Raw genomic sequence first — 25,330 nt, 5'->3', positions numbered from 1 at the left:
GGCGGATGTGTCGCCCCGTCGACCCCGGCCAAGCGGGCGTCCGGCCGAGGCTACCCAATGGTTTCAGGAGAACAGGCAATGGCGAATCAACCCCCCCGCACATGGCTAATCACTGGCGCGGACAAAGGGCTCGGATACTCGACGGCGAAGGCCGCGCTCGAACAAGGTGATCGTGTCGTTGTGACAGTGCTCGCCGCCGACGGCGGCCATGCGCTGGCAGCCGAGTACCCCGATCGGTTGCGCGCGTTTCATTTGGACGCGCGCGATCACCACCGTTTCGACGAAGTCGTAGAAAGGGCGGCTGCGGTATTTGGGGGTATCGACGTGCTGGTGAACAACGCGGGGTATGGTCTGCTCGCTGTCGCGGAGGCGACCCCCGCGGACAAATACCGGGCGATGTTCGAGATTAATTTCTTCGGGCTCGCGGAGATGACCCGTGCGGTGCTTCCCGTGATGCGCCGCCAGCGGTCGGGGCACATCATCAATTTGTCGTCGAAGGCTGGGTTCGGCGCATCGGCCGGCTTCGCGTTCTACAGCGCGTCGAAATTCGCGGTTGAAGGTTACTCCGAGGCCCTGGCGATGGAAGTGCGCCATCTCGGCATTCGCGTGACGATCATCGAGCCGGGTGGCTTCCGCAGCGATTTTGCCGGGTCGTCACTCGTTTCCGCGCAGATCAACGACGACGACTACATGTCGATCAGCGCGATGATCAACAACTACGCTGCGCAACGCCACGGCAAGCAGCCGAGCGATCCGGCGAAGTTCGGCCCTGCGGTGTGTCGCCTGGTCGACGCGGAGGATCCGCCCTTGCGCTTGCCGCTTGGAGACGACAGCCTTGAATTCATTCGAGACGACCTGCGCACGATCGGTGCCGAACTCGATCGCTGGGAAGCATTGTCGCGCTCGACGAGTGTGGATGCCTAGCGGTTCAATGAGCAACGGGCCCGGTCGCGCCGTGCGGTCCGGGCCGTTTGTCGTATGTGCACGGCATCGGCCCGGTGCCGTCTCAGTGAGCAATCCCCTGGCCACCGTCGACGTAGATCGTCTCGCCGGACAGGAAACGGCACGCGGGCGTGAACAGCGCGGCGACCAGTGCGCCGACTTCATCGGCGGTTCCTGGCCGGCCGCGCGGAATCCGCTTCTCGAGGTAGTCGCGCAAGGGGCCTGATACGATGGAGTCAGCGTTCAGGTCGGTCTGAATATAGCCGGGTGCGACGTTCACCACCCGGATGTCCTTGTTACCCCATTCGACCGCGAGGCAACGCGTGATCGCGCCAACCGCCGCCTTGCTTGCGCAATACGCGAGGTTGCGTTTGACACCGAGCTTGTCGAAGAACGAGCCGATATTAACGATCAGGCCGCCACCGGCGTCAATCAAATGCGGATACGCGGCCTGGCAGGCGGTCACCACCGATGTCGCGTTCATGTCCATCACCTGGTGCCATTGCTCGACGGGCAGCGTGGCGGACGAGGCATCAACGTGTAGCCCGGCGTTGTTGACCAGCCCGGCGATGTGCCATCCGTCGCTGCGCAGGTTGCGGAGGACGGCGGCGAGTGTTTCCGGTTGCATCACGTCCGCCTGACACACAATCAGACGCGATGCGATGTCGTCGCACATGCCGGCTACAGTCGGCGACGCACCGGAACGCGATACGCATGCCACCTGGCAGCCCTGTTCGGCAAGCGCCAGCGCAATGGCGGCGCCGATTCCCTTGCTGGCACCGGTTACGACAATACATTCACGATTCATTCGGATGCTCCGGACAGGGTTTCGACCACGGATGTAGCGCGATAGCGAACAGCCTGCGGTTGCAACTGCCCGCTTGCAACCCACTGCATGAGCTCGCGCTTGAGGATCTTCCCACTCGCAGTCAGTGGGAATTCGGTTAGTGAGATAAAGTATTCAGGCATGTCGAATTTCGACAATCCCTCCTGCGCGAGGTGGGCTAGTACGTCCTCTGCGGTCGGCGGTACACCATCCGCAATGATCGCGAGGCATACCTTCTCTCCGAGACGGCGATCCGCGACCGCAAACGCCGCGGCCTTCTTGATTGCAGGGTGTCGGTGTGCGTATTCCTCGATATGTGCTGGATGGATGTTGTGGCCGCCCCGGATGATCAGATCCTTCTTGCGTCCGACGATCTCGAGATTTCCGGCGTCGTCGAAGCGACCGAGATCGCCGCTCATGAACCAGCCACTGTTGTTGAACGACGATTCGGTAGCAGACTGATTGTTGAAATAGCCGAGCATTAGCAAACCGCCGCGTCCGCCGATCTCGCCGACGGCGCCCGGCTCCGCTTCGAGATCTGCATGGTCAGGGTTCCACAGCCGGATCTCATAACCCTCGCAGGATTTTCCGCACGTGCCGGTGATCACTTCGAGCGTCGCGCTCGGCTTCGTATATTGATGCGATCCGCATTCCGTCATCCCGTACACGTTCTGAGGCTTCGCGCCGAGCAACAACAGCTTGCGCGCAGTTTCGGTCGGAATCAGGCTGCCTGCCATGTAGAACACGCGCACAACACCGAGTCGGTCGGCACCGCGTCGGTCAACTTCCTGCAAGAGATCCATCGCGTGGGTGGGCACGCCCATCACGTAGGTCGCACCGGTCGCCTCAATCCAGTCGAGCGGCCCCACTCCATTGGTGGGATCGTACATCACGAGCTCGCAACCTGTAATGAGCGCTTGTTCGAGGCCTACGGTCGCGATGTGATGACTCATCGGGCTCAGCGTGAGCAAGACCGTGTTCGCGTCCTGCCCCCAGTCGGAGACGAGCGCACGCCCGTTCGCGAGGAGAGTGTTGTCGCTATGCATCACGCCCTTTGGAGTCCCGGTCGTGCCGCTCGTGAACGCAAGATAGACGACTTGATCCGGGTTTGCACTAGGGGGGGGCAGTGGGATAGCGGACTGGCGTCCGGGCAATGGCATCGGATGGATGCCGGCGGGGAGCGTAGTGTCCTCGGCCTGTTGCGATGGCAATGCGTACACGCGCTTCATGTGCGGGAGTTCGGACGCACGCGCGAAGATGTTCGCGGTATTTGCATCGGCGCCCCAGCCGGGCTGCGCAAATAGTGCGCGGCAGTCGATGCGGTCAAGCATCGCGACGACTTCCGCGACGGTGTAGTTCTGGTGGAGAGACGGATTGCAGACGTAGCCGTTGCGTGAGCAAGCGAGCATGATCACTACTGTCTCGACGCGGTTCGCAAGCCACACCGAAACACGATCGCCTGAGCGTAGCCCGCTGTCGTGCAGCTCAGAGGCCACCGCATCCGTCCACGCGAAAAGTGCGCTCCACGTGAGCCGCCTCGAACTGTCGCGGACCGCAAACGCGTTGCCCCGCTCTGCGGCATGGCGTTGAGCGAGCGAATACATCGTGTCGGTTTGCCAAATTCCCTTCAGGTAGTGCCGTCTCGCGACCGCCGGATCGTGCAGGGTAAGTAGGTGCGACATCGTTGGAACTCCGAAGGTTGGCGGTTCAATGACCGAAGCGATCGGCGTTGGGGCTCCGTCGCTCGGCGAATGCATCCGCCAGTTCGGCGTGCTCGTCGGTCTCGAGATACCCACGCAACAGAAGGTCGTGAGCCATTCGCGAAAGGCCCATGACACCACCGTGTCGTGCATTGAATGCGGCCTTGACCGAAGCGAGAGCAAACGCGCCGCGATCCGCAATTTCGAGCGCGAACCGACGCGTCGCGTCTGCCAATTCCGCGTCCGGTACAACCCGGTTGATCAGGCCCCAGTCCATCGCCTCGCGAGCGCTCAGCTTCGGATTGCGATACCACATTTCCTTCGCGCGCTTCTTGCCGACGAGGTCCTCGAGATACCAGGTACCGTAGCCTGCATCGAAGCTACCGACCATTGGGCCGACTTGCCGGAATACTGCGCTCTCTTTGGCGATCGTGACATCGCATACCATCTGCAGCACATTGCCGCCACCGACCGCGAAACCGTTCACCGATGCAATCACCGGCTTTTGGAGCCTGTCGATGCTCTCGTACATTTCGAGTGTCGGGAGCACACCCGCGTAAAGGAGCGAATCCTCCATTCCGTCCTTGCGGCCTCCTGTGCAGAAGAATTTGTCGCCCGCACCGGTTATAACGATCACGCGCGTGCGCGTTTCGCGGCGAATCTCATTGATACAGTCCCGGATTTCATGACACATCCGGACCGTAAACATGTTGCCGTCGTGAGGACGATTGAGCGTGATGAACCCGATCGGTCCTTCCTCGTGATAAATGATTTCCTCGAACTGCATTGTTCTCTCCTCCGGTAAGGGTGTCAGGTAAGTTGGGTACCTAACGTTGTATCGGGCTAGCGCCCTGTTTTCCCGCCCCGAATCGCCGTACGAGTGTCGCGTGGCCGGGAATGGGCGGGGGTGCTTGCTCGGGTTCCGCAAGTTGTATGCCATTTCGTGACGGAAACCGTGACGCTCGGTGCTTACCCTCGTTAGCAATGAGACAGCAGATTCGGCGGGGGACGGCCCAGCCCATGTGGCAGGGCACTATGCGCGATGTGTGAGCGATTGATGAGCGATATGGATAGCGCCTAGCTGGAATAACGGGTAATGCGAGGAGAATGGGGTGGTAGGCTCGTGTCCACGGCGAGTACATATCAAAAATTCAGAAACACCGGTGCTCGCGACGGAGACATGGGAAATACGATGGAGACACGAGACTTGATCCGACACCGCCAGACGGCGGTCGCGTTGCGCGGCGTACTGATTCTCGGCATGGACGGGAAGCAGTTGATTGCGAGCGGCATCGCAGAGCAACGCGAGATGACGACCCGCATCGTCGCGGGCTGGCATGACGCGCGGCGACGTGACTGCCGGCTGTTTTCCGTCGAGGGGCCGGACGCCTCAACTGTGGTGGTCGTTGTGCTGCCCGCGCCCGACGCGACGATCCTGGTCGCTATGGTGCGTGAGGGGCGCGATGCGCTGTTCGAATTTGTCGGCTCTGTCGATTTTGCTAGCGACATCCTCGCCCATTTCCTCACCAACCCGTTTGAGGCACTTACCGTTGTCGATCGCGAAGGAGTACTTCGCTACATGAGTCCCGTTCATGAGCGCTTCTTCGGCATGTCCGCCGGCAGCGGCATCGGCCGCCCGGTCACTGAGGTGATCGAAAACACCAACTTGCATCAGGTCGCGGCGACGGGCAAGGCAGAAATCGGCTCGTTGCAGGAGATGCGTGGAGTCACGCGTGTCGTCACACGGCATCCGATTCTGAATGGGCGCGGTGATACGGTCGGCGCGATTGGCCAGGTAATGTTCAAGGGCCCGGAACAACTGCAGGCGTTTTCTAACGAACTGGCGAAGCTCAAATCCGAGGTGGCCTACTACCGGCGCGAGTTGAAGGATCTCAAGACTCGTGGCTACGGCCTCGATCAGATTATCGGCGAGAGTCTCACGATGCAACACCTCAAGCAACAGATCATCAAGGTCGCACCGCTCGACGTGCCTGTACTATTGACAGGCGAGAGTGGCACCGGCAAAGAGTTGGCAGCGCATGCTATCCATAAGCTGAGCGTACGGCGCGATGCGACGCTCGTGATGGTCAATGCAGCGGCGTTGCCGTCGACGCTTGTCGAGAGCGAGCTATTCGGATATGAGGCAGGTTCGTTTACTGGCGCGGAACGCAAGGGCCGGCGCGGGCAGATCGAACAAGCAGACGGCGGCAGTCTGTTTTTCGACGAAGTTGGCGACATGCCGGCAGACGTCCAGGTGAAACTGCTTCGCGTGCTGCAGGACGGATCGTTCCAACGTGTCGGCGGCAACGAACCACGACACTCAAATTTTCGGCTGATCAGTGCGAGCAATCGCGATTTCGAATCGATGATAGAGGGTGGAACGTTTCGCCTGGATCTGTTTTACCGGATCGGCGCGGTGGTGATCCGGATGCCGGCACTGCGGGAGCGTCTTGACGATATTCCGCTATTGGCGGGCCTCGCTCTGCGCAATTTCGCAGAGCGACACGGTCAACAGCCGAAGACATTGTCAGACTCGGCGCTCGCATTCCTCGCGGAGCAATCATGGCCTGGCAACGTCAGGCAGCTGATGCACGTGGTCGAGCGAGCCGCTATCTTTAGCGAGTCCGACGTTATCGAAGCCGAAGATTTCGGTTTGACGGAACCTGCCGGCATGGATGTGGCCGTCCGGTTGCCTACGCATGGCGTCGCGAGCCGACCCACCGTGACGATCGGTGTGCCCGACACGATGCGTGTCAGCAGTGCGGTCGAGCAGGTTGAGGAACAAATGATCCGAAAAGCGATGACGCAGTTTGATGGCAACAAAAAGCGAGTCGCATCGAGCCTAGGTATTTCGCGATCCTATCTGTATAAGCGGCTCGCGCAGATGGGGCTGGGTGCCTGAAGACCGGGGGCGCCGCGATACGATTAGTGTGACGCGGCCCCCAACCTTCGGCGAGGCTCAGGATATCAATGTTCGGTCGCATGGACGAAATCCGGCCGCCGTCCTTCGAGCGCCGCCTCCAGTCCCTCGCGGAACTCCGGGTTTGACATCGCCAGTGCCTGACCGAGCCCTTCGAACGCAAACATGTCGTGCAGCGACGTCTCGAAGCTACGGGCGATCAACGTCTTCGCGAGGCCCATAACCTGCGCCGGCCCCTCCGCGAGACGTGTAGCTTCCGCGAGTCCGGCCGCGTCGACGCCGTCGTCCGGTACGACCTTCGCCGCGAGTCCGAGCGCGAGCGCTTCCTGAGCGGAAATCGTCGCGCCGGAAAACAGCAGATTCTTGGCGCGCGCCATCCCGATCAGACGGGGCAAATGGTACATCGTTCCGATGTCAGGCAATGCGCCGATCCGGAAGAAGCCAGTAATGAACTTCGCTCCCTCGCCCACGATCAAAACGTCGGCTGTTAGCGCAAGACCCATCCCCCCGCCGACGGCAGCGCCGCGCACGCCGACGACCACAGGTTTGTCGAGCGTGATCAGCGGGGTCAACCAGCGGCTCAGGTGGCGGAAGCGCTTATGTACGGGCCAGGGATCGCAAGCAGTCTTCAACATCTTCAGGTCTCCGCCTGAGCAAAACGTCGGGCCTTCCCCTGTCAGATAGACTGCACGAATCTCCGGGTCGCGCTCTGCTCGTTCGACTGCGTCACCCAGTTGCTCGCGCAACTCGCTTGTCAGCGAGTTACGATTCTCCGGGCTGCAAAGTCTGATTACGAGTACCCGTCCTTCCGTCTGTGTTTTCACCAGCTGCTGGGTCATCAACCGCTCCTTAGGTTTCGTTCGTAGACAGGCTCATGGCAATGCAACTGCTGTGCCAATACGACGAACCCCGTCCGTACGCATTCGATTCGCCTCCGTTGCCTTTGCTGCGTACATTTCCGTCCACCGGAGGGACACTGCGCCGGTGAACGACCGCACCCGACATGCATTTCACGATGGGGTTGAGGCTTGCGAAGCCGTACTGGGGCATCGAGTTGCCGCACCATGCGCGACCGGCATGAACCTTGCCTGATCACACGTCAGCCAGGGACGGCATGCACGCTGCCCGGCAACACCTGGAACCATTGGAGAAGACGCAATGTTTGCGAATGAAACACTGAAAGGACGCGTGGCGCTGATCACGGGGGGCGGTAGTGGCATCGGACTGGAGATTGCGACAACCTACGCGAAGCTGGGGGCGTCGGTGATGCTAGTCGGTCGCAACGAAGAACGTGTCCAGATTGCGGCGCAGGCGATCACGGAGATGGGGGGGATTGCGGCTGCACGCAAGACCGACGTCCGAAACTACGACGAAGTGAAAGCCACCGTTGAGGCCACGGTCGCGCAATTTGGGTCCTTGGACATCTTGGTCAACAATGCTGCCGGCAACTTCGTGTGTGCGACCGCCGAGCTGTCGCCGCGCGGCTGGCAGACTGTGATTGACATCGATCTAAACGGTACGTTTCACGGCTGCCACGCCGCTTATCCCTATCTGAAGAAATCGATCCACGGTGGATCGATCATCAGCATTATCACGATGCTCGGCGTGACCGGCTGGCCACAGGCAGCACACGCGGCGGCGGCGAAGGGCGGCATACTGTCGCTTTCGCGCACGCTTGCGGTCGAGTGGGGTGGTGATGGAATTCGTGTGAATACGATTTCTCCGGGCCCGATCGGCGACACCGAAGGGGTGCAGCGCATGTATATCGAAGGTGGGCGTGGCGAACTGGAGATGAAGAAGACTGCGCTAGGGCGGTTCGGCAAGAAGGAGGACATCGCGAATGCAGCAGTCTATCTTGCGTCGGACCTCGGTGCGTACGTCACTGGCGAGAACTTGATCGTCGACGGTGGTCGGTGGTTGAAGTACGTCGCAGCATGAACGCTCGCTAATCGGCAACTCGGCGCGCCTGTACATGCGGATGCAGTACAGGCAGCGTCAAGCGGCGACACGCACGGCTTCGCGCGTCGCGGTCACATCAGATTACCCCGTCCTCCCGCAACTGGTCGAATTCATCTGGTTGCATGTCGAGCCAACTTCTCAACACGCTGTCGCTGTCTTCACCGAGGCGCGGTGGCGCCTTGCGATAGGTATGTGCATTTCCATCGACATGAATCCCGAGACCGACCTGAGGAATGCGCGCGTCGCCACGTTCTGCCGCATAGAAGAAACCACGATCACGCAACTCCGGATCGGCTACCACCTCGTCGATTCGGTTGATCGGACCGGCCGGAATCCGTGCTTCCCGAAATACAGTGAGCCAGTAATCGCGCGTCCGGGTACCGATGATCGCCTGAATCCGTTCGACGATTTCGCCGCGCCGCTGCCGGCGATCGCTGTTGCTGGCGTAGCAGGCGGCCTGCCCCGTCTGCGGCGAACCGAGCGCGCTCCAGAAGCGTGACCAGATGCCGTCGTTGCCAAGGCCGATCGTCAATGGCCCGTCCGACGCCTGAAATACCTGATATACGGCAATCACGCTGTCGCGGCCGCCGGAGCGGACCGGTACCTCGCCCGATCCGAGATACGGCACAATCCTAGGTGCCATGAAGCGGGTCATGCTTTCGACCATCGAGACATCGATCCGATGGCCGTTGCCAGTCCGGTCGCGGTCAACAAGCGCGGCCAGCACCGCAAGCGCGGCATCGCTGCCTGCCAGCAGATCCGCCGCAGGTGTGCCGACCTTCTGCGGATCGCCTTCCGCCTCGCCGGTCAAGTCCATAACGCCGCTGTAGCCCTCTGCGATCAGGTCATAGCATGGGAGTTCGCTGCGCGTGCCCTCGAGTCCGAACCCTGAGATCGACGCGTGGATCAGCCGTGGGTTAATGCTCATTAGGCTGTCGGCATCGATACCGAGTTTGCGCTGGACGGATGCGGTGCGATTGACGATCACAACGTCGGCGATTGCAGCCATGCGCCTGAGTACCTCGCGCCCGGCGGGCTTGCGCATGTCGAGCGTTAGGCTGTGCTTGTTTCGGTTCACGCTGAGGAACCACAGGGATTCGCCGTCCAGAAATGGCGGCCCCCATGCACGCACGTCATCGCCGTGGCCAGGCGCCTCGACCTTGACGACCGTCGCGCCAAGATCGGCCAGCAGCAGAGTCGCATAGGGGCCGGCTACAGAGGTGGTCAAGTCGAGGACGCGCACGCCATCAAGCAGTTTCAGTTGTGCGCCTTGGCGAGGCGAGGGCAGCGATTCGAGATGGGTCATGGTGTTCTGTGTGGATTCGGACTGAACAAACATCACGGCAAGTCCTGTGCCATCGAATTGCGACGAGCGGCAACGCCTGGCCTCTATCCGTGTCTGTCCGTTACCGACACTAGTTTGACGTGCCTTTTTCGATGCCACTCGGCCAAGGCGGTTTCGTGCCGGGTCGGATAGGAATCGTCCCCCTGTTCGGAAGGTGTCCTTCGCAACTCCACCTGCGTTGTCGGGCAATGCATCTGTCTCTGAAATGGACATCTGGAATACGAGTCTGGCAACGCGAATTCTGAACGACGTGCGTGGCGCGAGACGTTGCCATTTGGGTATCTCGTGTATGGCACGCATGTTGCGTTTGAACCTGTCCTTGTGGAACGGCCGCTGGCGCTATCGCCAGTGTCGCGATGACGAATCCATCGGGCTCATCGGAATTCATCGGATGGGCTCCGAACCGAAACAGGAGTCGGAAGGGTGAAAGAGGTGATACAGCAGGTGGGGGTGGTCGGTGCCGGCGCGATGGGGCGTGGTATCGCGCAAGTCTGTGCGTTGGCAGGGTGCGGCGTGCAGATATTCGATTCGAACGAGGGTGTCGTGGCGGTTGCCCTGGCAGCCGTCCGCGATGACCTGATGGCGGCCGTGACACGGGGAAAGCTCGCACAATTGGACGCTGATGCTGCGCTGCAGCGGGTCACGACGGCACGCACGATTGACGACTTCGCCAATTGCGACCTGGTGGTCGAGGCGATCGTCGAACGACTCGATGCGAAGCAGGAAGTACTTCGTGCACTAGAGGCCGTCGTGACACCGGACTGCTTGCTTGCGACCAATACTTCGTCACTGAGCGTCACCGCGATTGCGGCGGCATGCGAGGATCCTCGCCGCGTAGCTGGGTGGCATTTCTTCAACCCAGTGCCGCGGATGAAGGTGGTCGAGATCGTGCAGGCGCCCCGCACTGATCGAGCTGTGGTGCAGGCGCTCGTAGACCTGTCCGAACGGGTCGGCCATCGTCCGATCGTCACGTCCGATTCGCCCGGCTTCGTCGTGAATCACGCTGGTCGTGCATTCGTGACCGAGGGCCTGAAGCTTCTCGCCGAATGTGCGGCGGACCATTCTGTTCTCGACGCGATCCTGCGCACCACAGTCGGCTTTCGGATGGGGCCATTCGAGTTGCTCGACCTGACCGGTCTCGACGTCTCGGTGCCAGTGATGGAGTCGATTCACGCGCAATACTACGGAGACGATCGGTACCGGCCGGCCGCGCTCGCACGTACGCGTCTTGTCGCGGGCATGCTTGGCCGTAAGACCGGGCAGGGCTTCTACACATATGGCGACACGGGTGGCCAACAATGTCCGGCTGCGCCAGCGGAGGCCGACGGTGTCGCTGGCGACCCGCTGCCGGCGGTCTGGTGGCCGTCGCAAGGCGAAGCAGCGCTGCCCGATGCGATCTTGCCGTTGGTTGCCGGCGGGTCGCGTGTCGATATCGCGAGCGACGCAGACGTAATTCTGCTCGCGCCGCTCGGGCGAGATCTGTCGACGTCGGCAGCAGACCTGCAACTAGATCCGGCGCGGGTCGTCGGAATCGATCCGCTGTTCGGGGGGGCGGCAGGGGTGACACTGATGGCGTGTCCGGGCACAGCGCCCGGCACGATTAGGGCAGCGCGTGCGGTATTCGCCGCGAAATCGATCCCCGTGTTTGAGATTGCCGATTCTCCGGGCTTCGTCGCACCGCGGGTCGTTGCGTGCATCGTCAATCTTGCGTGCGAGATGGCGCAGCAGGGCATCGCAAAGCCGCACGACATAGATGCCGCCGTAAGAACCGGGCTGGGCTATCCGCTCGGGCCGTTCGAGTGGGGCGACCAACTCGGTCCGCAGCGCGTGCTGGCGATTCTCGAGGGGCTGCATGCGACCTTCGGCGACCCGCGTTACCGCCCCTCACCCTGGCTGGTCCGTCGCGCCCGACTGGCGCTCTCGCTGTCCGCGCCGGACCGCGCATCCTGAGCGGGCTAGCCCGCCGGGCGGCTCGTACGTGCTCTACGGACGGCGGGTGTCGGAGCGGGACACATGCACTGTCCGTATCGAGGACAGTTCGTGTCGACGACGGGGCGAGCGTTTGCCGGTGGCGGGCTTGCGCCGCATGGTATGCGACTTGCTGACATGGAAGGCAGACATGACGCGCCCGACGATGACCTCCTGGTGTTCCTGGCTCCGTCCGACTCTTTTGCGATACCAGATTGTCAGTCGAGATGAAGGGATCCGGATTGCGAGCAGGGGCGATCGTCGTACGGTCCACGCTTGTGATGTCCGCTTCATGAAAACGATCAGGAGACACTGATGGCCCAGATGCAGATTCAACACTCGACGTGGCAGCAAATCTCGATACGTACGTATGCGCGTCGATCGCTGGCGACACCGTGGATGATCCACCGGATGCTGGAGGTGACGCGATGAACGGGCAGGTCACGCCGCTTGACCGTGCGATTGCGCTGAGCGCGTCGGATGATCGGCTCTTTCGTCGGATCACGTTCCGGCTGTTGCCGATGCTGTGGCTGGTCTACTGCTTCAATTACCTGGACCGAACCAACATTGCATACGCGCATCTGCAGATGAAGGAGGACCTCGGATTTTCCGACGCGGTATTTGGACTTGGTGCGAGTCTGATCTTCCTTGGACTGATTACGTTCGAAATACCGAGCAACCTCGTGCTGGCACGCGTTGGCCTTCGCAAGACGCTGTTCCGGATCATGATCCTGTGGGGACTATGCACGGCGGCGATGAGTTTCGTGACGACGCCGACGGCGTTCTACGTGCTGCGCTTCCTCGTCGGGATGTTCGAGGCGGGCCTCGTGCCGGGTGTGCTGTACTACCTGACGCTTTGGTTTCCCAGTCAGCGACGGGGACAACCCAGCGCGATCTTCTACACCGCGCCGAGCTGCGCCGGAATCGTTTCTGGCCCGCTCGCTGTCTCTTTCATGACCTGGCTGAATGGCGCCGCGGGCCTCAGGGGTTGGCAATGGCTATTCATCCTGGAAGGCCTGCCGTGCATCGTACTGGCGTTCTTCGTGCTATATGTGCTGCCCGATCGCCCGGAGCGGGCGACGTGGCTGACGCCGGATGAGCGCCAGCGGGTGCGCACGTTGATTCATGACGGAGACGTGGAGAGCCGAACGCATGGTCGGCAGGCGTTTGTATTGGTCGCGCGCGATCCACGTCTCTGGGTGCTGGCATTCACAGGCTTCCTGATGCTGATTCCGCAGTTCGGCTTGACTTTTTGGCAGCCCACCCTGCTGAAGGGAATGGGCCTCACGGTGATGCAGGTGGGTATCTGGTCCGTGTTGCCGTCGCTCTGCGGTGTCGTCATGTCCGTGATTGTCGCGAAACATTCGGACGCAACTGGCGAGCGCTGCTGGCACTACGTCGCGTGCGCGCTTACAGCCGCCGTCGGGTTGCTATTGACAGCGCGCTTCCCGACAGGTCCGGTGGTGACCTTGCTGTGTCTGTGCGTGACGTGGTCGGGCTTCACAAGTGCTTATGCGATGCTCTGGACGCTCCCCGGACGAGTCTTTAGCGGGCGAGTGGCCGCGACCGGTCTTGCCGTGTTGACGGTCGTCCACGGATCGGCCGGCATCGTTGGGCCTTACGGGCTCGCACTGATCAAAGGCGCAACCGGCGGCTTTTCGACCAGTCTCTATGTTGGCAGCGTACTGCTCGTGCTGTCGACGCTCCTGTTCTATCCGTTCTTTTCTCACCGATCGTCGTATCAGCTCGGAGAGGCCCGATGACCGGACACACTGGGATTGGCAGGACGCTGTACGACCGAATCTGGTCTACCCATGCGATTCTGGAAGGCGAGGACGGCCAGACCCTACTGTACGTCGGGCGCCATTTCGTGCAGGACGGATCGAATCACGCATTTGCGGCACTGCGCGACCGGGGGTTGCGTGTACGTTGTCCCGACCAGATGTTCGCAACGCCGGATCACGGAGTGTCATCCCGCATCCGCTCGATCGATGCGATTACCGACCCTGACCAGAGGCGTGCGGTTGGCGCATTGTCGGAGAACGCACATGCGTTCGGCATTATTCATTTCGGTCTCGACGACTCGCGGCAGGGGATTGTGCATGTCGTCGGTCCAGAACAAGGCATCACGCAACCGGGGCTCACTCTCGTTTGCGGTGATTCGCACACGTCGACGCATGGCGCTCTGGGCGCGCTCGCGTTCGGACTCGGATCGAGCGACGTGCTGCACGTGCTCGCGACGCAGACGATCTGGCAGCGCCGCTCACGGACGCTGCGTGCCTCGGTTGATGGTGTCCTGCCGCGTGGCGTCACGGCCAAGGACGTGATTCTCGCGATCATCGCGAAGATCGGCGCGAACGGCGCGGCCGGCTACGTAATTGAGTACGCTGGATCGACGCTTCGCGCGATGTCAATCGAAGCGCGCCTGACGATCTGCAACATGTCGATCGAGGCGGGGGCGCGGGCCGGGATGGTGTCGCCGGACGACACGACCTACGCTTATCTAGCTGGGCGGCCCTTTGCTCCGCACGGCGCGCAATGGGACCGGGCGCTCGCATACTGGCGCACGCTGCCGTCGGATGCGGATGCCGTGTTCGATCGCGAGCTGGCGCTCGATGCCACGACGCTCGCACCGATGGTTACGTGGGGCAACAGCCCCGAGGATGCACTTCCCGTTGATGGGCGAGTTCCGGATCCGGCTGACGAGCACGATCCCGAGCGACGCGCATACTTGTTGCGCACGCTTGCATACATGGGCCTCACACCCGGTATGCTGCTGACCGACATCAACGTCGACCAGGTGTTCATTGGTTCGTGTACCAACGCACGGATCGAGGATTTGCGCGCCGCAGCGCAGGTCGTTAGTGGCGCGCGTGCAAAGATCCCGGCACGTGTCGTTCCCGGTTCGACGCAGGTGAGGCTCGCGGCAGAGGCTGAAGGGCTCGACCGGATTTTTCGCGACGCGGGCTTCGAATGGGGAGAGGCTGGCTGCTCGATGTGCGTTGCAATGAATGGCGACCGGGTTGCGCCCGGCCAGCGCTGTGTGTCCACGTCTAATCGCAATTTCGTCGGTCGCCAGGGCACGGGCAGTCGTACGCATCTCGTCAGCCCCGTGATGGCCGCCGCCGCGGCACTGTACGGACGCATCACTGATGTGCGTCGGTTGGAGATCTAACATGGAACCGTTCATCGTTCTCGATGCGATCGCCGCGCCGCTCGACCGCTCGAACGTTGATACCGACCAGATTCTGCCGGCGCGCTTCCTGCGCCGGCCGCGTGCCGCCGGCTATCAGGATTTCTTGTTTCGCGATCTGCGCTTTGACGAGGACGGCGGAGAGCGCCAGGATTTTGTGCTGAACATCGATGCGTACCGTCACGCGCGAATTCTCGTCGCCGATCGCAACTTCGGCGGAGGGTCGAGTCGCGAGCAGGCTCCATGGAGCCTCGTCGACTACGGAATTCGGTGCGTGATCGCCGCCGACTTCGGTGACATCTTTTATCGCAATGCGATGAAGGTCGGGCTGCTTCCCATTGCGCTCGACATTGCTGACTGTATCAGCTTGCGCGAACAACTTCACGCGGCGCCTGGTGCGACGGTGCGTGTCGATCTCCTCGTTCAGACCGTCACCGCACCCGATGGCGTGGTGTACCGATTCGACATCGACGCGTTTCGTCGGCGCTGCCTGCTCGAGGGACTCGATGAAATCGGTCTGACGCTGCAGTACGACGCAGAGATTACCGCATTCGAGCGAGCATATCGAGAGCGATTCGACTGGCTCTTTTCGGCCGGCAGGTAAGGCCGGCTTCTTCCCATCCATATCGAGGTTCACTGACATGCCATTTTTCAAATCGTTGCCGGCCGATGCGGGCCCCCCCGCGGTCTTTACGCAGTTTCCGGACATTTACGGTGCCTGGTCGACGATGAGTGAAGCGATGATGAACGGCCCGTCGCCCCTGACCCAGGGAGAGCGCGAGCTGATCCTCGCGTACGCTGCCGGTGCTGCCGGATGTGAGTTCGTCTATGTCGCACACTCGGAGGTCGCGTATGCGCGCGGCATTGAGAACGGGTTGATCGAACGTCTGCTGCGCGAACCGGATGCTGTGACTCTACCTCCCAAACTGAAGTCGTTGCTTGCATTCGTGCGCAAGCTGAGCGTCACTCCAGGTGACATCAACCAAGCGGATGCCGACGCGGTGTTCGCGCAGGGCTGGGACGAGCACGCACTGCATGATGCGATCGCAATCACGGCCCGCGCGGCGTTCATGCACCGACTTGTGCAGGGCTTCGGATTCGTGCCGATGTCGCGCGAACACGCGGTTAAGCGCGCAATGCAGCGTATCGAGCATGGCTACGTCAATCTCTACAGCGCGTTTCGCGGGCCGAAGTAACGCCGCAACGTCCTTTTTTCGCTTCAGCCACTTCGGACACGTCAAATCATCATGTTCAACCAGCTCGAAACAGATTTCCCAATCCACCGGCCTCGCCCCGCAGGGGCTGAGGCGGCGCTCCAGGGCATACGGATCGTCGACTTCACGCATTTCATTGCCGGTCCGTTCGCAACGATGATGCTTGCGGACATGGGCGCCGAAGTGATCAAGGTCGAGGCACCAGGGCGCGGCGACGATTTCCGACAGTACCCGCCAATGGTTCCAGAGTTCGGCGGCGGTGTGCCATATGCATGGACCAATCGCAACAAGCGAAGCATCGCGCTAGATCTGAAGTCATCTGAAGGACTTGCGCTTGCGCGAGATTTGATTGGAAAGGCCGACATCGTCGTAGAGAATTTCTCGACGGGGGTGATCGAGCGCCTAGGGCTCGGCTACGAGACGTTCCGGGACAGCCACCCAGGGTTGATCTTCTGTTCGGTGTCCGCCTACGGACGGGACGGGGCTTTCGCCGACAGGCTTGGCTTCGATCCGATCGCGCAGGCCGAGAGTGGCTTCATTTCGATGAACGGCTATCCGGACCGCGAGGGCGTACGAGCTCTGTCGCCTGTGATGGATATCAGTACAGCGATGATGACCTGCAACGCGATTCTCGGTGCCTTGGTGGCGCGGTCGCGGACGGGCAAGGGGCAGGGGGTCGAGGTTGCGCTGTTCGACAATGCCGTGCTGATGACGGGCTACGCGCCTCTGCAGCAACTCTATACGGGCAAGGAGCCGACGCGACCGGGCAACACTAGCCCGGATACTTGCCCGTCGGGTGTGTTCCGATCTCAGGATCGTTCGTTCCTGATCAATTGCGGCAACACGCAGATCTTCCAGCGACTGATGAATCAGGTTGTCGAACTGCCTGAGGTCGCGAGCGATCCCGCCTATGCTACCAACAAGGATCGCGTTGCGCGTCGCGAGGCGCTGTTCGCGATTCTGCAGGATGCATTCTCACGGCACCCATGGTCATATTGGCAGACGCGGATGCGCGCGGCCAACGTGCCGTGCGGAGAGCTTCGGTCGGTTGGTGATGCCATCCGTGCTCCGGAGGCACGCGAGCGCGAACTCGTGACGCGTATACCGCATCCGGAACTCGGCTGGGTACCAAACGTTGCGCTGCCGATCCGCTATTCGGCGACACCGCTGGCCGATCCCGTGCCCGCACCACGTGTCGGGCAGCATACGGGCGATGTTCTGGCCGAGTGGCTCGGTTACGACAATAGTCGCATCGACCAACTGGCCGAGACGGGGGCGTTCGGGGCATCTGCACCGCGCATCGTATAGTGAACGCGGGCGGCGTGCGACACAGCGTCCGCCCGCGTTACTTTGCCTCTTAGGTGGAGTCGGGCCGGAAGTGATCCGGCCAGTAGCGCTGAATCACTTCGCGCCGGGTCGAGTATGCATAGCAGCTGTCTGGGCGGAAGACGGTATCCCGAGGATCGACGGTCTCTTGCCCGATCCGGCGTGAGCCGCCGATCGCCTGTATGGTCGTCGTGGCCATAGGAATCAACATCTCCATCAGGTGTGTGCAACTGGTCGCGCCTCGCAGCTTCGTCCTGACGATCGACGACCAACCCGGGCCAACTCGCTCTCCGACCATGGCGGCCAGTGTGGCCGCCGCTTCGCGGCAGAGAGGGTACGGCGTCGCGTCAGACGCGGCCTCGATCAGACGGATCACATACGCGTCGTCGACCGTCATGCGGATCCATAGGTCATGGAGAGGATCGCCGGCGGACAGCGGCCGTGGCGAACCGACCATCGGAAACGGAAACGGCTTCGTGTCGACGAGACGGGCTTCGATGTCGTAAAGCCCGTCGTCGCGGGCGTATGCATTCATATCGATCACGCGTCGATGCAGTGGTCGACGGGATGAGGGGGGCGACAGCGGCATATTGTAGGGCCTCGGGTTATCGGTATGCATGGTTAATGGCGCAGGAGCGTCCGCGTGTCGGTCGCGGTACCGAACATGCGATGCCCGGTGCAATTTCCACGCCAACGGGCCATACCGTGCAACGGCCTGTGCTATCTCGTCCGGCACGAAACCGATCGCCTACCTGTACTTTCGACTTGCGGGTGCCGCGATTAATCCGTCGAGTGCGCGGACACCTGGTGTCGCCGGCAAAGACAGTCGCTGCCTTTTTCCTATGCATGGGAAGTCCGCCGGTCGGGGGCGATCGTCACCGGCAGCTTCGCTCGGATTCGCATCGACATCTCGTTGGCCCCCGCATACACGAGTATCGGACTCGAATTTATCTGCAGACATGCGCCATAGTGCGCACATCGACGTAATGCGTGTTTCTCGACTGGCATTGCATTTGCTAATCCATATCGATGATTCCGGACTGTCCGGCCCACGGAGGTATCGAATGGCATCACCTGTAGCCCGGGGCCACGGGAGTATCGATCGGGTATCGGAACCCATGCGGCACCAAGCGGGACACTGAACGCATCGTGCGATGGCAGTCCCGACGTTCCGAAACAAGGAGGCTGCTTGCCTTCGAACCGACGTCGTTGATCCGCAGCATGTGGATCGACAGAATCTGAACTGTCGAGAGAGTGGAAATTGGAAACCTATGATTACATCGTGATTGGTGCGGGTTCGGCAGGCTGCGTGGTCGCACGGCGCCTGTCGGAGGATCCGGATCTGCGGGTGCTGCTACTGGAAGCCGGGCCGCCTGCCGACGACTTCTGGGTGCGCACGCCCGCAGGCATGGGCAAGCTGTTCAAGCACGACGACTACAACTGGAAGTACTTCACCGAGCCCGTGCCGACGCTGCGCAATCGACGCATCTACTGGCCGCGCGGTAAGGCTCTTGGGGGTAGCAGTGTAATCAACGGCATGGTGTATGTCCGCGGCAACCGTGCGGATTTCGATCACTGGGCGAGCCTCGGCAATCCCGGGTGGGGATGGGACGACGTGCTGCCCTATTTCAAGCGTGCGGAAGCAAATCAGCGTATCGGCGCGCCGCTATGGGGTACCGACGGCCCACTCGCGATCAGCGATCCTGCTGTCAAGCATCCGGCTGCATACGCGTTCATTGCCGCTGCACGCAAGAATGGCATCCCGACGATCGAGGAAATTAGCGGTGTCGAACAACACGGCGCCGGCTTCCTGCAGGCTACGATCGCGAGGGGCGTCCGACAGACGACATATTCGGCATACATCGAACCTGTGGCAGGGCGTCCCAATCTCATCGTCCGCGCGAATACGCACGTGCGCCGCATCGTCATCGAGAATCGTGAGGCGACCGGTGTCGAGGTGATCGATGCGGACGGGGCCAGAACGATCGTCGCGCGGCGCGAGGTGATTGTCTGCGCAGGGGCACTGAATTCTCCTCAGGTGCTGATGCTGTCCGGCATCGGCGATGGCCGGCTGCTGCAGCAGCATGGGATTCCGATCGTCGCGCACTTGCCCGGTGTCGGGAAGAATCTGCAGGATCATTTCGTCGTGCGAGTGCAGGCGCGCGCCACACGTGAGAGTTCATACAATCACGCGTTGTCCGGTTGGCGGAAATACTGGGAAGGCCTTCGCTATGTCACCACGCACGAGGGCTATCTGGCGCTCGGATCGTCGATGGCCGCGGCGTTCGTGAAAAGTCGTCCGGATGTGCCGTATGCTGATCTAGAGATCAGTTTTCGGCCAATGACGTTCCGCTATCTGGAGTCCGGTAGCGTCGAGGTCGACCGTTACCCCGGTGTCAGTGCATCGGTCTACAACATGCGTCCCGCATCGACCGGCGAAATCTCGCTTAGGTCTGCCGATCCGCTTCACGCACCCGTGTTCAATCCGAATTATCTCGGCAATCCCGCCGACATTGACGTGATGCTTGCCGGCTTGCGTCAGATCCGACGCATCTTCGCGACCGACCCGCTCGCATCGCGAATCCGTTCGGAGATCGCGCCAGGTGCCAACGTGACGACCGACGAGCAATTGATCGATTACATGGAGCGCGAGGGACAGTGCGCATTCCATCCGGCCGGCAGTTGCAAGATGGGGCGAGACGAAATGGCCGTCGTCGATGAGCATCTATGCGTGCGTGGCGTCGAACGTCTGCGGGTCGTCGATGCATCGATCATGCCGACCGTGACGTCGGGTAACACGAATGCACCGAGCATCATGATTGGCGAGAAAGGCGCTGACTTGATTCTCCAGCATGCGGTTGGCATGCGCAGGATGCCAGCCTGAATGTCGAATCCGGCGGCGGGCGCAGCAGCGAAACCGCTTGCCGTCCCGGTGTCGCCCGTTGCGGCTCATGGGGGCCGTCGACGTATTACCTGCAATGAACGAGGAGTTTACGAGATGTTTGAATTGCTGAGCGGTGAGACCCGCCTGTTTCCGATCATCGGCGACCCGATCCGGTTCGTGAAGTCGCCGCAGCGCCTGACGAGCGGCTTCGAGGTGCGGGGCTACAACGGCATCTGCTTTCCGATGCAGGTGACGGCTGGTGCCTTCGATGCGGTCATGCGCGGGCTTTCCGCTACACCAAACGTAGACGGCTTGCTGATCACGATGCCGCACAAATTTACGGCGTTTGCACGTTGCGCAACGAGCACCCCCACTGCGCGAATGCTTGGCGGTGTCAGCGTGATGCGCCGTAACCCGGACGGGACCTGGCATGGCGGTATGCTCGACGGGCTTGCCTTCGTGAAGGCGCAGATCGACCAAGGCGCTCGTCCACAAGGTGCGAAGGCACTGCTGGTTGGGGCGGGAGCGGCAGGCAGTGCGATCGCGATCGCGCTACTCGAGGCGGGCGTGAGGGAACTCATCATTCACGACGCCGACGCGTCGCGTGTCGATCAGCTTCTGGAGGCGATTGGAGAGCTGGGCGAGGGACGGGCACATGCCGGCCCCCCGGATCCGACCGGTTGCGACATGGTATGCAACGCGACGCCGATGGGCATGGCAGAGGGGGATCCTCTGCCAGTGGCTGGCCACCTGCTGTCGGCGTCGATGTTCGTCGGTGACGTTATTGCAGGGCACGGTATCACACCGTTCCTGCAAGCGGCGCAGTCAGCCGGCTGCAAGACTGCGAACGGTGTGCAGATGGTCGAGGCCGTTCAGGAAATGATGCTCGATTTCATGATGGGCAAGTGATTCAAGGTGCCGCGCACGTCGTTCGCCGGACCGGCTTGTTACCGGGGCCGAGTGCGCACGAGGTGCGCAGCACATTGACGACTCCAACATGAAAGTCGGCGTGGGCAGCGCCGCTGCAAGCGGCAGTACGATCCACGCCGCGTACCGCTCTGGAGTGCGAATGAATCTCGATGATGACGAAGAAATCAGAGCCGCAGCAGCAAGTCTGGCGAATCGTGACGATGCCGATCTCTGGCGGTGGTTCTGCATGATGTACGAGGAAGGCCGTCTGAGATGGTGCGCGGCGGGCGATGGTTGGCTCGTTAGTGTCGATCATCGACATCTGGCGACGGAGTCGGATTTCGATAGCGCAATGCGAGTTGCTTACGGACGATTCCGATCGGGCTGTCGTGGGATTACTCGGAAGCGCGGTCAGTTGGCAAACCCGTCAGGCTCTCGGAGCCGCTCGCAAGCGGCCGATCTGTCGCTCGCTGGACCGTGAGATCCGTCGTGGTCATGCCGCGATAGTTTTTTGGCGACCAGAATCGGCGTGGAGAGCGCGCGCCCGCAGGGTGAGTGTATTGTGCATTCTAGCGACGGTCATATCAACTTACCACAATACTCGCATAAGATTTATTCATAAATGAATTCGACCGAGCCGAGGAAGGGTATGTGCTGGCTTGAGCTGCATATTTGACGAATTTCATCAGATCGATGGCGAGCTTCATTTCAGTGAGTCTGGAAGGTAGAATGCCGGGAATCCTATAAGAGGGATTCATCAATGCCGCGAGATAATTTCAGCAGCCTGCTTGCGTTCATCGCCGTGGCGAGGGACCGTAGTTTCACACGCGCGGCGGCGCGACTTCGGGTGTCGCAGCCTGCGCTGAGCTATACGATCCGAGCGCTCGAAACAAAGCTTGGGGTCCGCCTGCTGATGCGCAGCACGCGCAACGTCGAGCCCACTGAAGCCGGCCAGAGGCTCCTCGATCGGCTCGCGCCCGAGTTCGACCGTATCGAAGCGGAGATCGAGGCGCTAAGCGAACTACGCGACGAACCCACTGGAACGATCAGGATCACGGCGATCGACTATGCGATCCGCAGCGCGCTTTGGCCGAAGCTCGTGACATTTCTGCCCAAATATCCGGATATCAAGGTTGAACTGGTGAACGAGTACGAAAGTGTCGATATCGTTGCGCGTGGCTACGATGCCGGTGTCCGGTTCGGCCAAGAGCTCGCACAGGACATGATCTCGGTCCGGATTGGGCCGGACATCACGAACCGGGTAGTCGGATCGCCCGCCTATCTCGCGCGACGCAAGCCGCCCAGGACGCCAGACGACCTGACCGACCATGCTTGCATCAATCTCCGAACGTCGACGTACGGCGGGCTATACGAATGGGAATTCGTCAAGGGCAAGCGCGCATGGAACGTGGCGGTGGATGGTCAGCTAGTGTTCAACAACGCCTATGACATCTTCGAGGCAGCAAAGGCGGGCTTCGGGCTTGCTTACTTGCCGGACGACATGGTGCGGCCGTGCATCGAGAACGGACAACTCGTCTCGTTGCTAGAGGCGTGGTGCCCAACATGGTCCGGGCTCCACCTTTATTTTCCGAATCGTCACCAGCCGTCGCGGGCAATGGCACTGTTGGTCGATGCTTTGCGCCATCGTTCCTGATGCGCCGAGCGGCAGGAAGTACGTGTCGCACTGGCATCCGTGAATCAAGTTCGCCTGCGTCGGATTCGGCTTGTTCGAAGGCGGGGGGAAACAGCGTCCTCGCGTACTTGCCGCCGACCGCGGTGACCTACTACCGGGAAGACATACCCCGATACAGAAATTGGTGATCAAATGAGCAAGTTCATGTCGGGCGAAAATTTTCGTGACATCCTCGCGTTTCTCGCCGTGGCCCGGGAACGCAGTTTCACTCGCGCAGCCGTACAGCTTGGCGTGTCGCAGTCTGCGCTGAGCCATACCATTCGCTCGCTTGAAACCCGTCTCGGACTGCGGTTGTTGACAAGGACAACGCGTAGCGTCGCACCGACCGAAGCGGGTGAGCGCCTTATTCAGACCGTCGGCCCACGTTTCGACGTCATCGGCTCCGAACTGGAGGCATTCAAGGCCCTTCGGGACAAACCTGCCGGAACGGTTCGCCTCACGGCCTCCGATTTTGCTACTCACACTGTGCTCTGGCCCAAGCTTTCCCGTTTGCAGCCGGACTATCCGGACCTCAAGATCGAGATTGCGGTGGATGCCGGCCTGACAGATATCGTTGCCGAACGCTACGATGCAGGTGTGCGTTTTGGAGATCAGATCGGAAAAGACATGACATCGGTACCGATCTCGCCGGATATCAAGATGGCGATAGTCGGCGCGCCCTCATACCTCGACACACGCTCCGTTCCGACGCTACCGAACGATCTGATCGACCATGACTGCATCAATATGCGCTTCTCCCCACGGGGAGGCATCTACAGTTGGGAGCTAAAGAAGGGCAAGGAAAGAGTCAACGTCCGCGTGAATGGAGCATGGACCTTCAACTGCATGACGCTGGCAGTCGAGGCGGCAGTGGCTGGCCGAGGGCTCGCATATATGCCCGAGGGACTCGCAATGCCGCATATCGAGGCCGGGCGATTGCAGTCGGTGATGCAGACGTGGTGTCCGACATTCCCGGGGCTGCATCTCTACTATGCGAGCCGAAGCAGCCCGTCGCCCGCATTGTCACTGATCGTGGATACCTTACGATATAGGCGCAAACGGGGGGCGTGATGAGATTCGAGCGATCATCGCCCCTGATGAAGACGTGTGATCCGAAGAACTCGCACCGTAGTACATCAACCTGGATCACCGCAGGTTTCGGCACTTAACGTTGAATTTGTCGTTGCTGGTCCTGAGGGTAGCGATCGCCGACGATTCTCGTCGATGCGACTATAGCGTCGAGTTCTGCAAGTTCGTCACGCGACAATTGAAGATCGGTCGCGCCGACATTTTCGTCGAGATGCGCGGCCTGTGTCGTACCGGGAATCGGGACGATCCAAGGCTTGCGGGCTAATAGCCAGGCAAGCGCCAGTTGGGTTGGCGTGGCGTCTCGGGCACGGGCGAATGCGCCGAGGCGCGTGACTAGTTCGCTGTTTGCTTTCATCGCCTCCGGCGCAAAGCGGGGAAGGGTCGCTCGGTTATCGTTGGCATCCTCGAAGCGAGTATGCTCGTTCATCGTTCCGCCAAGGAAACCTCGATTGATCGGGCTATAGGGCATGAAGCCGATTCCGAGTTCTTCCAGCACTGGAAAGAGCGCACTTTCAGGCTCTCGCCACATGAGCGAATATTCGCTCTGGATCACGGTTACCGGTTGCACGTTGTGCGCGCGGCGAATGATTTCGGAGCCGACCTCGCACAGTCCGAAATGGCGAACTTTTCCGACTCGAATCAAATCCTTCACTGCACCGGCCACATCCTCGATCGGCACGTCGGGATCGTAACGATGCTGAAAAAAAACATCGATCGTTTCGCGTCTCAGTCGCCTGAGCGAAGCTTCGGCAGCCTCACGAATGCGCTCCGGACGGCTGTCAAATCCGGTGACCCGTGTGCCATTGTAGCGGAATCCAAACTTAGTGCTGACTGCAACCTGATGCCGGAATGGCTCGAGCGCCTCGCCGACCAGTTCTTCGTTTGTAAACGGGCCGTACGTTTCCGCCGTGTCGAACAGCGTTACCCCGTGTTCTGCCACTCGGCGGACGAGCCCGATCATTTCGCTCCGGCCCGGTGCCGGTCCACGGTGGTAATTCAACCCCATGCATCCGAAGCCGAGAGCCGAAACCTGCAGGGCGGCGTGGCCGGATCCGAGTGTGCGCTGCTGCATTCGCGCCGCCAAGGGCGCCCGATCTCCGCTGGTCATCCGTGATGTCTCCTTTGTCGTGTCGCTCGGTCAATGCCGCGATGTCAGCGCTTTGGCTATCGATGCACCAGCCGCGCGGTGGCTTTCGCTTCTGTCTCACCTGCTGGCCGTGAGTCGGGCCGAAACACGCCGACCAACGGGCCGGGCATTCGCGACGATTCATTACGATAGAGCGCGCGATTCTGCTTGACTAGTTGGCGGATTCGGCAAACGGTCATTTAAATGGCTCATCAATGTCGTCAACGTATGCCATTGCACGTGTTCCGCGCGTCGCC

General features: G+C 61.1%; 21 protein-coding genes. 13 read left to right on the top strand and 8 right to left on the bottom strand.

The window, feature by feature from the left end; genetic code table 11:
• The first annotated feature begins 78 nt into the window (after positions 1 to 78).
• Entirely contained in the window at positions 79 to 924 is an 846-nt protein-coding gene (locus AC1Z3W_RS29945) for an oxidoreductase (protein ID WP_483509150.1), read from the top strand.
• 82 nt (positions 925 to 1,006) lie between these two features.
• Here AC1Z3W_RS29945 and AC1Z3W_RS29940 read toward each other — a convergent pair whose 3' ends face one another.
• The 3 genes from AC1Z3W_RS29940 to AC1Z3W_RS29930 are packed head-to-tail and all read right to left on the bottom strand — an operon-like array spanning position 1,007 to position 4,255.
• Positions 1,007 to 1,750, bottom strand: coding sequence for an SDR family NAD(P)-dependent oxidoreductase (locus AC1Z3W_RS29940; protein WP_483509149.1), 744 nt, complete (start codon positions 1,748 to 1,750; stop codon positions 1,007 to 1,009).
• The gene (locus AC1Z3W_RS29935) at positions 1,747 to 3,450 is read right to left on the bottom strand and encodes a class I adenylate-forming enzyme family protein (protein ID WP_483509147.1); all 1,704 of its coding nucleotides are present in this window, start codon (positions 3,448 to 3,450) and stop codon (positions 1,747 to 1,749) included. The genes AC1Z3W_RS29940 and AC1Z3W_RS29935 overlap by 4 nt, the downstream gene beginning before the upstream one ends.
• Positions 3,451 to 3,475: 25 nt before the next feature.
• Positions 3,476 to 4,255, bottom strand: a complete 780-nt coding sequence (locus tag AC1Z3W_RS29930) for an enoyl-CoA hydratase-related protein (protein WP_483509145.1) — start codon at positions 4,253 to 4,255, stop codon at positions 3,476 to 3,478.
• Between the two features lie 405 nt (positions 4,256 to 4,660).
• Between AC1Z3W_RS29930 and AC1Z3W_RS29925 the strand changes: the two genes are divergently transcribed.
• Complete coding sequence (locus tag AC1Z3W_RS29925) at positions 4,661 to 6,370, top strand: sigma-54 interaction domain-containing protein (RefSeq protein WP_483509144.1); 1,710 nt, start codon at positions 4,661 to 4,663, stop codon at positions 6,368 to 6,370.
• Between the two features lie 65 nt (positions 6,371 to 6,435).
• Here the strand turns inward: AC1Z3W_RS29925 and AC1Z3W_RS29920 are convergent, their stop codons facing one another.
• On the bottom strand, positions 6,436 to 7,227 hold the full coding sequence (locus AC1Z3W_RS29920) for an enoyl-CoA hydratase/isomerase family protein (protein WP_483509143.1): 792 nt from the start codon (positions 7,225 to 7,227) through the stop codon (positions 6,436 to 6,438).
• A gap of 319 nt (positions 7,228 to 7,546) precedes the next feature.
• Between AC1Z3W_RS29920 and AC1Z3W_RS29915 the strand changes: the two genes are divergently transcribed.
• Positions 7,547 to 8,326: an SDR family oxidoreductase gene (locus tag AC1Z3W_RS29915; RefSeq protein WP_483509142.1), complete on the top strand. Its 780-nt coding sequence runs from the start codon at positions 7,547 to 7,549 to the stop codon at positions 8,324 to 8,326.
• 97 nt (positions 8,327 to 8,423) lie between these two features.
• Here the strand turns inward: AC1Z3W_RS29915 and AC1Z3W_RS29910 are convergent, their stop codons facing one another.
• Positions 8,424 to 9,653 (bottom strand): CaiB/BaiF CoA transferase family protein, encoded by a 1,230-nt coding sequence (locus tag AC1Z3W_RS29910; protein WP_483509140.1) that lies wholly within the window; start codon positions 9,651 to 9,653, stop codon positions 8,424 to 8,426.
• A gap of 462 nt (positions 9,654 to 10,115) precedes the next feature.
• On the opposite strand from AC1Z3W_RS29910, the gene AC1Z3W_RS29905 reads away from it, so the two are divergent.
• The 6 genes from AC1Z3W_RS29905 (at position 10,116) to AC1Z3W_RS29880 (ending at position 17,375) form a co-directional block, all read left to right on the top strand.
• Positions 10,116 to 11,642, top strand: a complete 1,527-nt coding sequence (locus tag AC1Z3W_RS29905) for a 3-hydroxyacyl-CoA dehydrogenase (RefSeq protein WP_483509138.1) — start codon at positions 10,116 to 10,118, stop codon at positions 11,640 to 11,642.
• Positions 11,643 to 12,088: 446 nt separating this feature from the next.
• Positions 12,089 to 13,423, top strand: coding sequence for an MFS transporter (locus tag AC1Z3W_RS29900; RefSeq protein ID WP_483509137.1), 1,335 nt, complete (start codon positions 12,089 to 12,091; stop codon positions 13,421 to 13,423).
• Positions 13,420 to 14,835 (top strand): 3-isopropylmalate dehydratase large subunit, encoded by a 1,416-nt coding sequence (gene leuC / locus AC1Z3W_RS29895; RefSeq protein ID WP_483509136.1) that lies wholly within the window; start codon positions 13,420 to 13,422, stop codon positions 14,833 to 14,835. Before AC1Z3W_RS29900 ends, leuC begins: the two co-directional genes overlap by 4 nt.
• A gap of 1 nt (position 14,836) precedes the next feature.
• Positions 14,837 to 15,457 carry a 3-isopropylmalate dehydratase small subunit gene (gene leuD, locus AC1Z3W_RS29890; RefSeq protein WP_483509135.1) on the top strand — a complete coding sequence of 207 codons (621 nt, stop codon included), beginning with the start codon at positions 14,837 to 14,839 and terminating at the stop codon, positions 15,455 to 15,457.
• Positions 15,458 to 15,494: 37 nt separating this feature from the next.
• Complete coding sequence (locus tag AC1Z3W_RS29885; RefSeq protein ID WP_483509134.1) at positions 15,495 to 16,049, top strand: carboxymuconolactone decarboxylase family protein; 555 nt, start codon at positions 15,495 to 15,497, stop codon at positions 16,047 to 16,049.
• Between the two features lie 51 nt (positions 16,050 to 16,100).
• Complete coding sequence (locus tag AC1Z3W_RS29880; protein WP_483509133.1) at positions 16,101 to 17,375, top strand: CaiB/BaiF CoA transferase family protein; 1,275 nt, start codon at positions 16,101 to 16,103, stop codon at positions 17,373 to 17,375.
• Positions 17,376 to 17,424: 49 nt separating this feature from the next.
• On the opposite strand, the gene AC1Z3W_RS29875 is transcribed toward AC1Z3W_RS29880, so the two are convergent.
• Complete coding sequence (locus AC1Z3W_RS29875) at positions 17,425 to 17,937, bottom strand: DUF2889 domain-containing protein (protein ID WP_483509131.1); 513 nt, start codon at positions 17,935 to 17,937, stop codon at positions 17,425 to 17,427.
• A gap of 717 nt (positions 17,938 to 18,654) precedes the next feature.
• On the opposite strand from AC1Z3W_RS29875, the gene AC1Z3W_RS29870 reads away from it, so the two are divergent.
• Both AC1Z3W_RS29870 and AC1Z3W_RS29865 read left to right on the top strand, forming a co-directional pair.
• Positions 18,655 to 20,277, top strand: coding sequence for a GMC family oxidoreductase (locus AC1Z3W_RS29870; protein WP_483509130.1), 1,623 nt, complete (start codon positions 18,655 to 18,657; stop codon positions 20,275 to 20,277).
• A gap of 114 nt (positions 20,278 to 20,391) precedes the next feature.
• The gene (locus tag AC1Z3W_RS29865) at positions 20,392 to 21,186 is read left to right on the top strand and encodes a shikimate dehydrogenase family protein (RefSeq protein WP_483509128.1); all 795 of its coding nucleotides are present in this window, start codon (positions 20,392 to 20,394) and stop codon (positions 21,184 to 21,186) included.
• Position 21,187: 1 nt separating this feature from the next.
• Here AC1Z3W_RS29865 and AC1Z3W_RS29860 read toward each other — a convergent pair whose 3' ends face one another.
• Positions 21,188 to 21,508 (bottom strand): hypothetical protein, encoded by a 321-nt coding sequence (locus AC1Z3W_RS29860; protein ID WP_483509127.1) that lies wholly within the window; start codon positions 21,506 to 21,508, stop codon positions 21,188 to 21,190.
• A gap of 438 nt (positions 21,509 to 21,946) precedes the next feature.
• Between AC1Z3W_RS29860 and AC1Z3W_RS29855 the strand changes: the two genes are divergently transcribed.
• Together AC1Z3W_RS29855 and AC1Z3W_RS29850 are read left to right on the top strand one after the other, a co-directional pair.
• A complete protein-coding gene (locus AC1Z3W_RS29855; RefSeq protein ID WP_483509126.1) occupies positions 21,947 to 22,840 on the top strand; it encodes a LysR family transcriptional regulator in 894 nt (297 codons plus the stop codon).
• Positions 22,841 to 23,023: 183 nt separating this feature from the next.
• Positions 23,024 to 23,929, top strand: coding sequence for a LysR family transcriptional regulator (locus AC1Z3W_RS29850; protein ID WP_483509621.1), 906 nt, complete (start codon positions 23,024 to 23,026; stop codon positions 23,927 to 23,929).
• Positions 23,930 to 24,023: 94 nt separating this feature from the next.
• On the opposite strand, the gene AC1Z3W_RS29845 is transcribed toward AC1Z3W_RS29850, so the two are convergent.
• Positions 24,024 to 25,055: an aldo/keto reductase gene (locus tag AC1Z3W_RS29845; RefSeq protein WP_483509125.1), complete on the bottom strand. Its 1,032-nt coding sequence runs from the start codon at positions 25,053 to 25,055 to the stop codon at positions 24,024 to 24,026.
• Between the last annotated feature and the right edge of the window lie 275 nt (positions 25,056 to 25,330).

It is taken from the genome of Burkholderia sp. 10_S31 (assembly GCF_056930375.1).
Note: the sequence above shows the minus strand (reverse complement) of the source record. Positions and strands in the feature narration are given on the sequence as shown.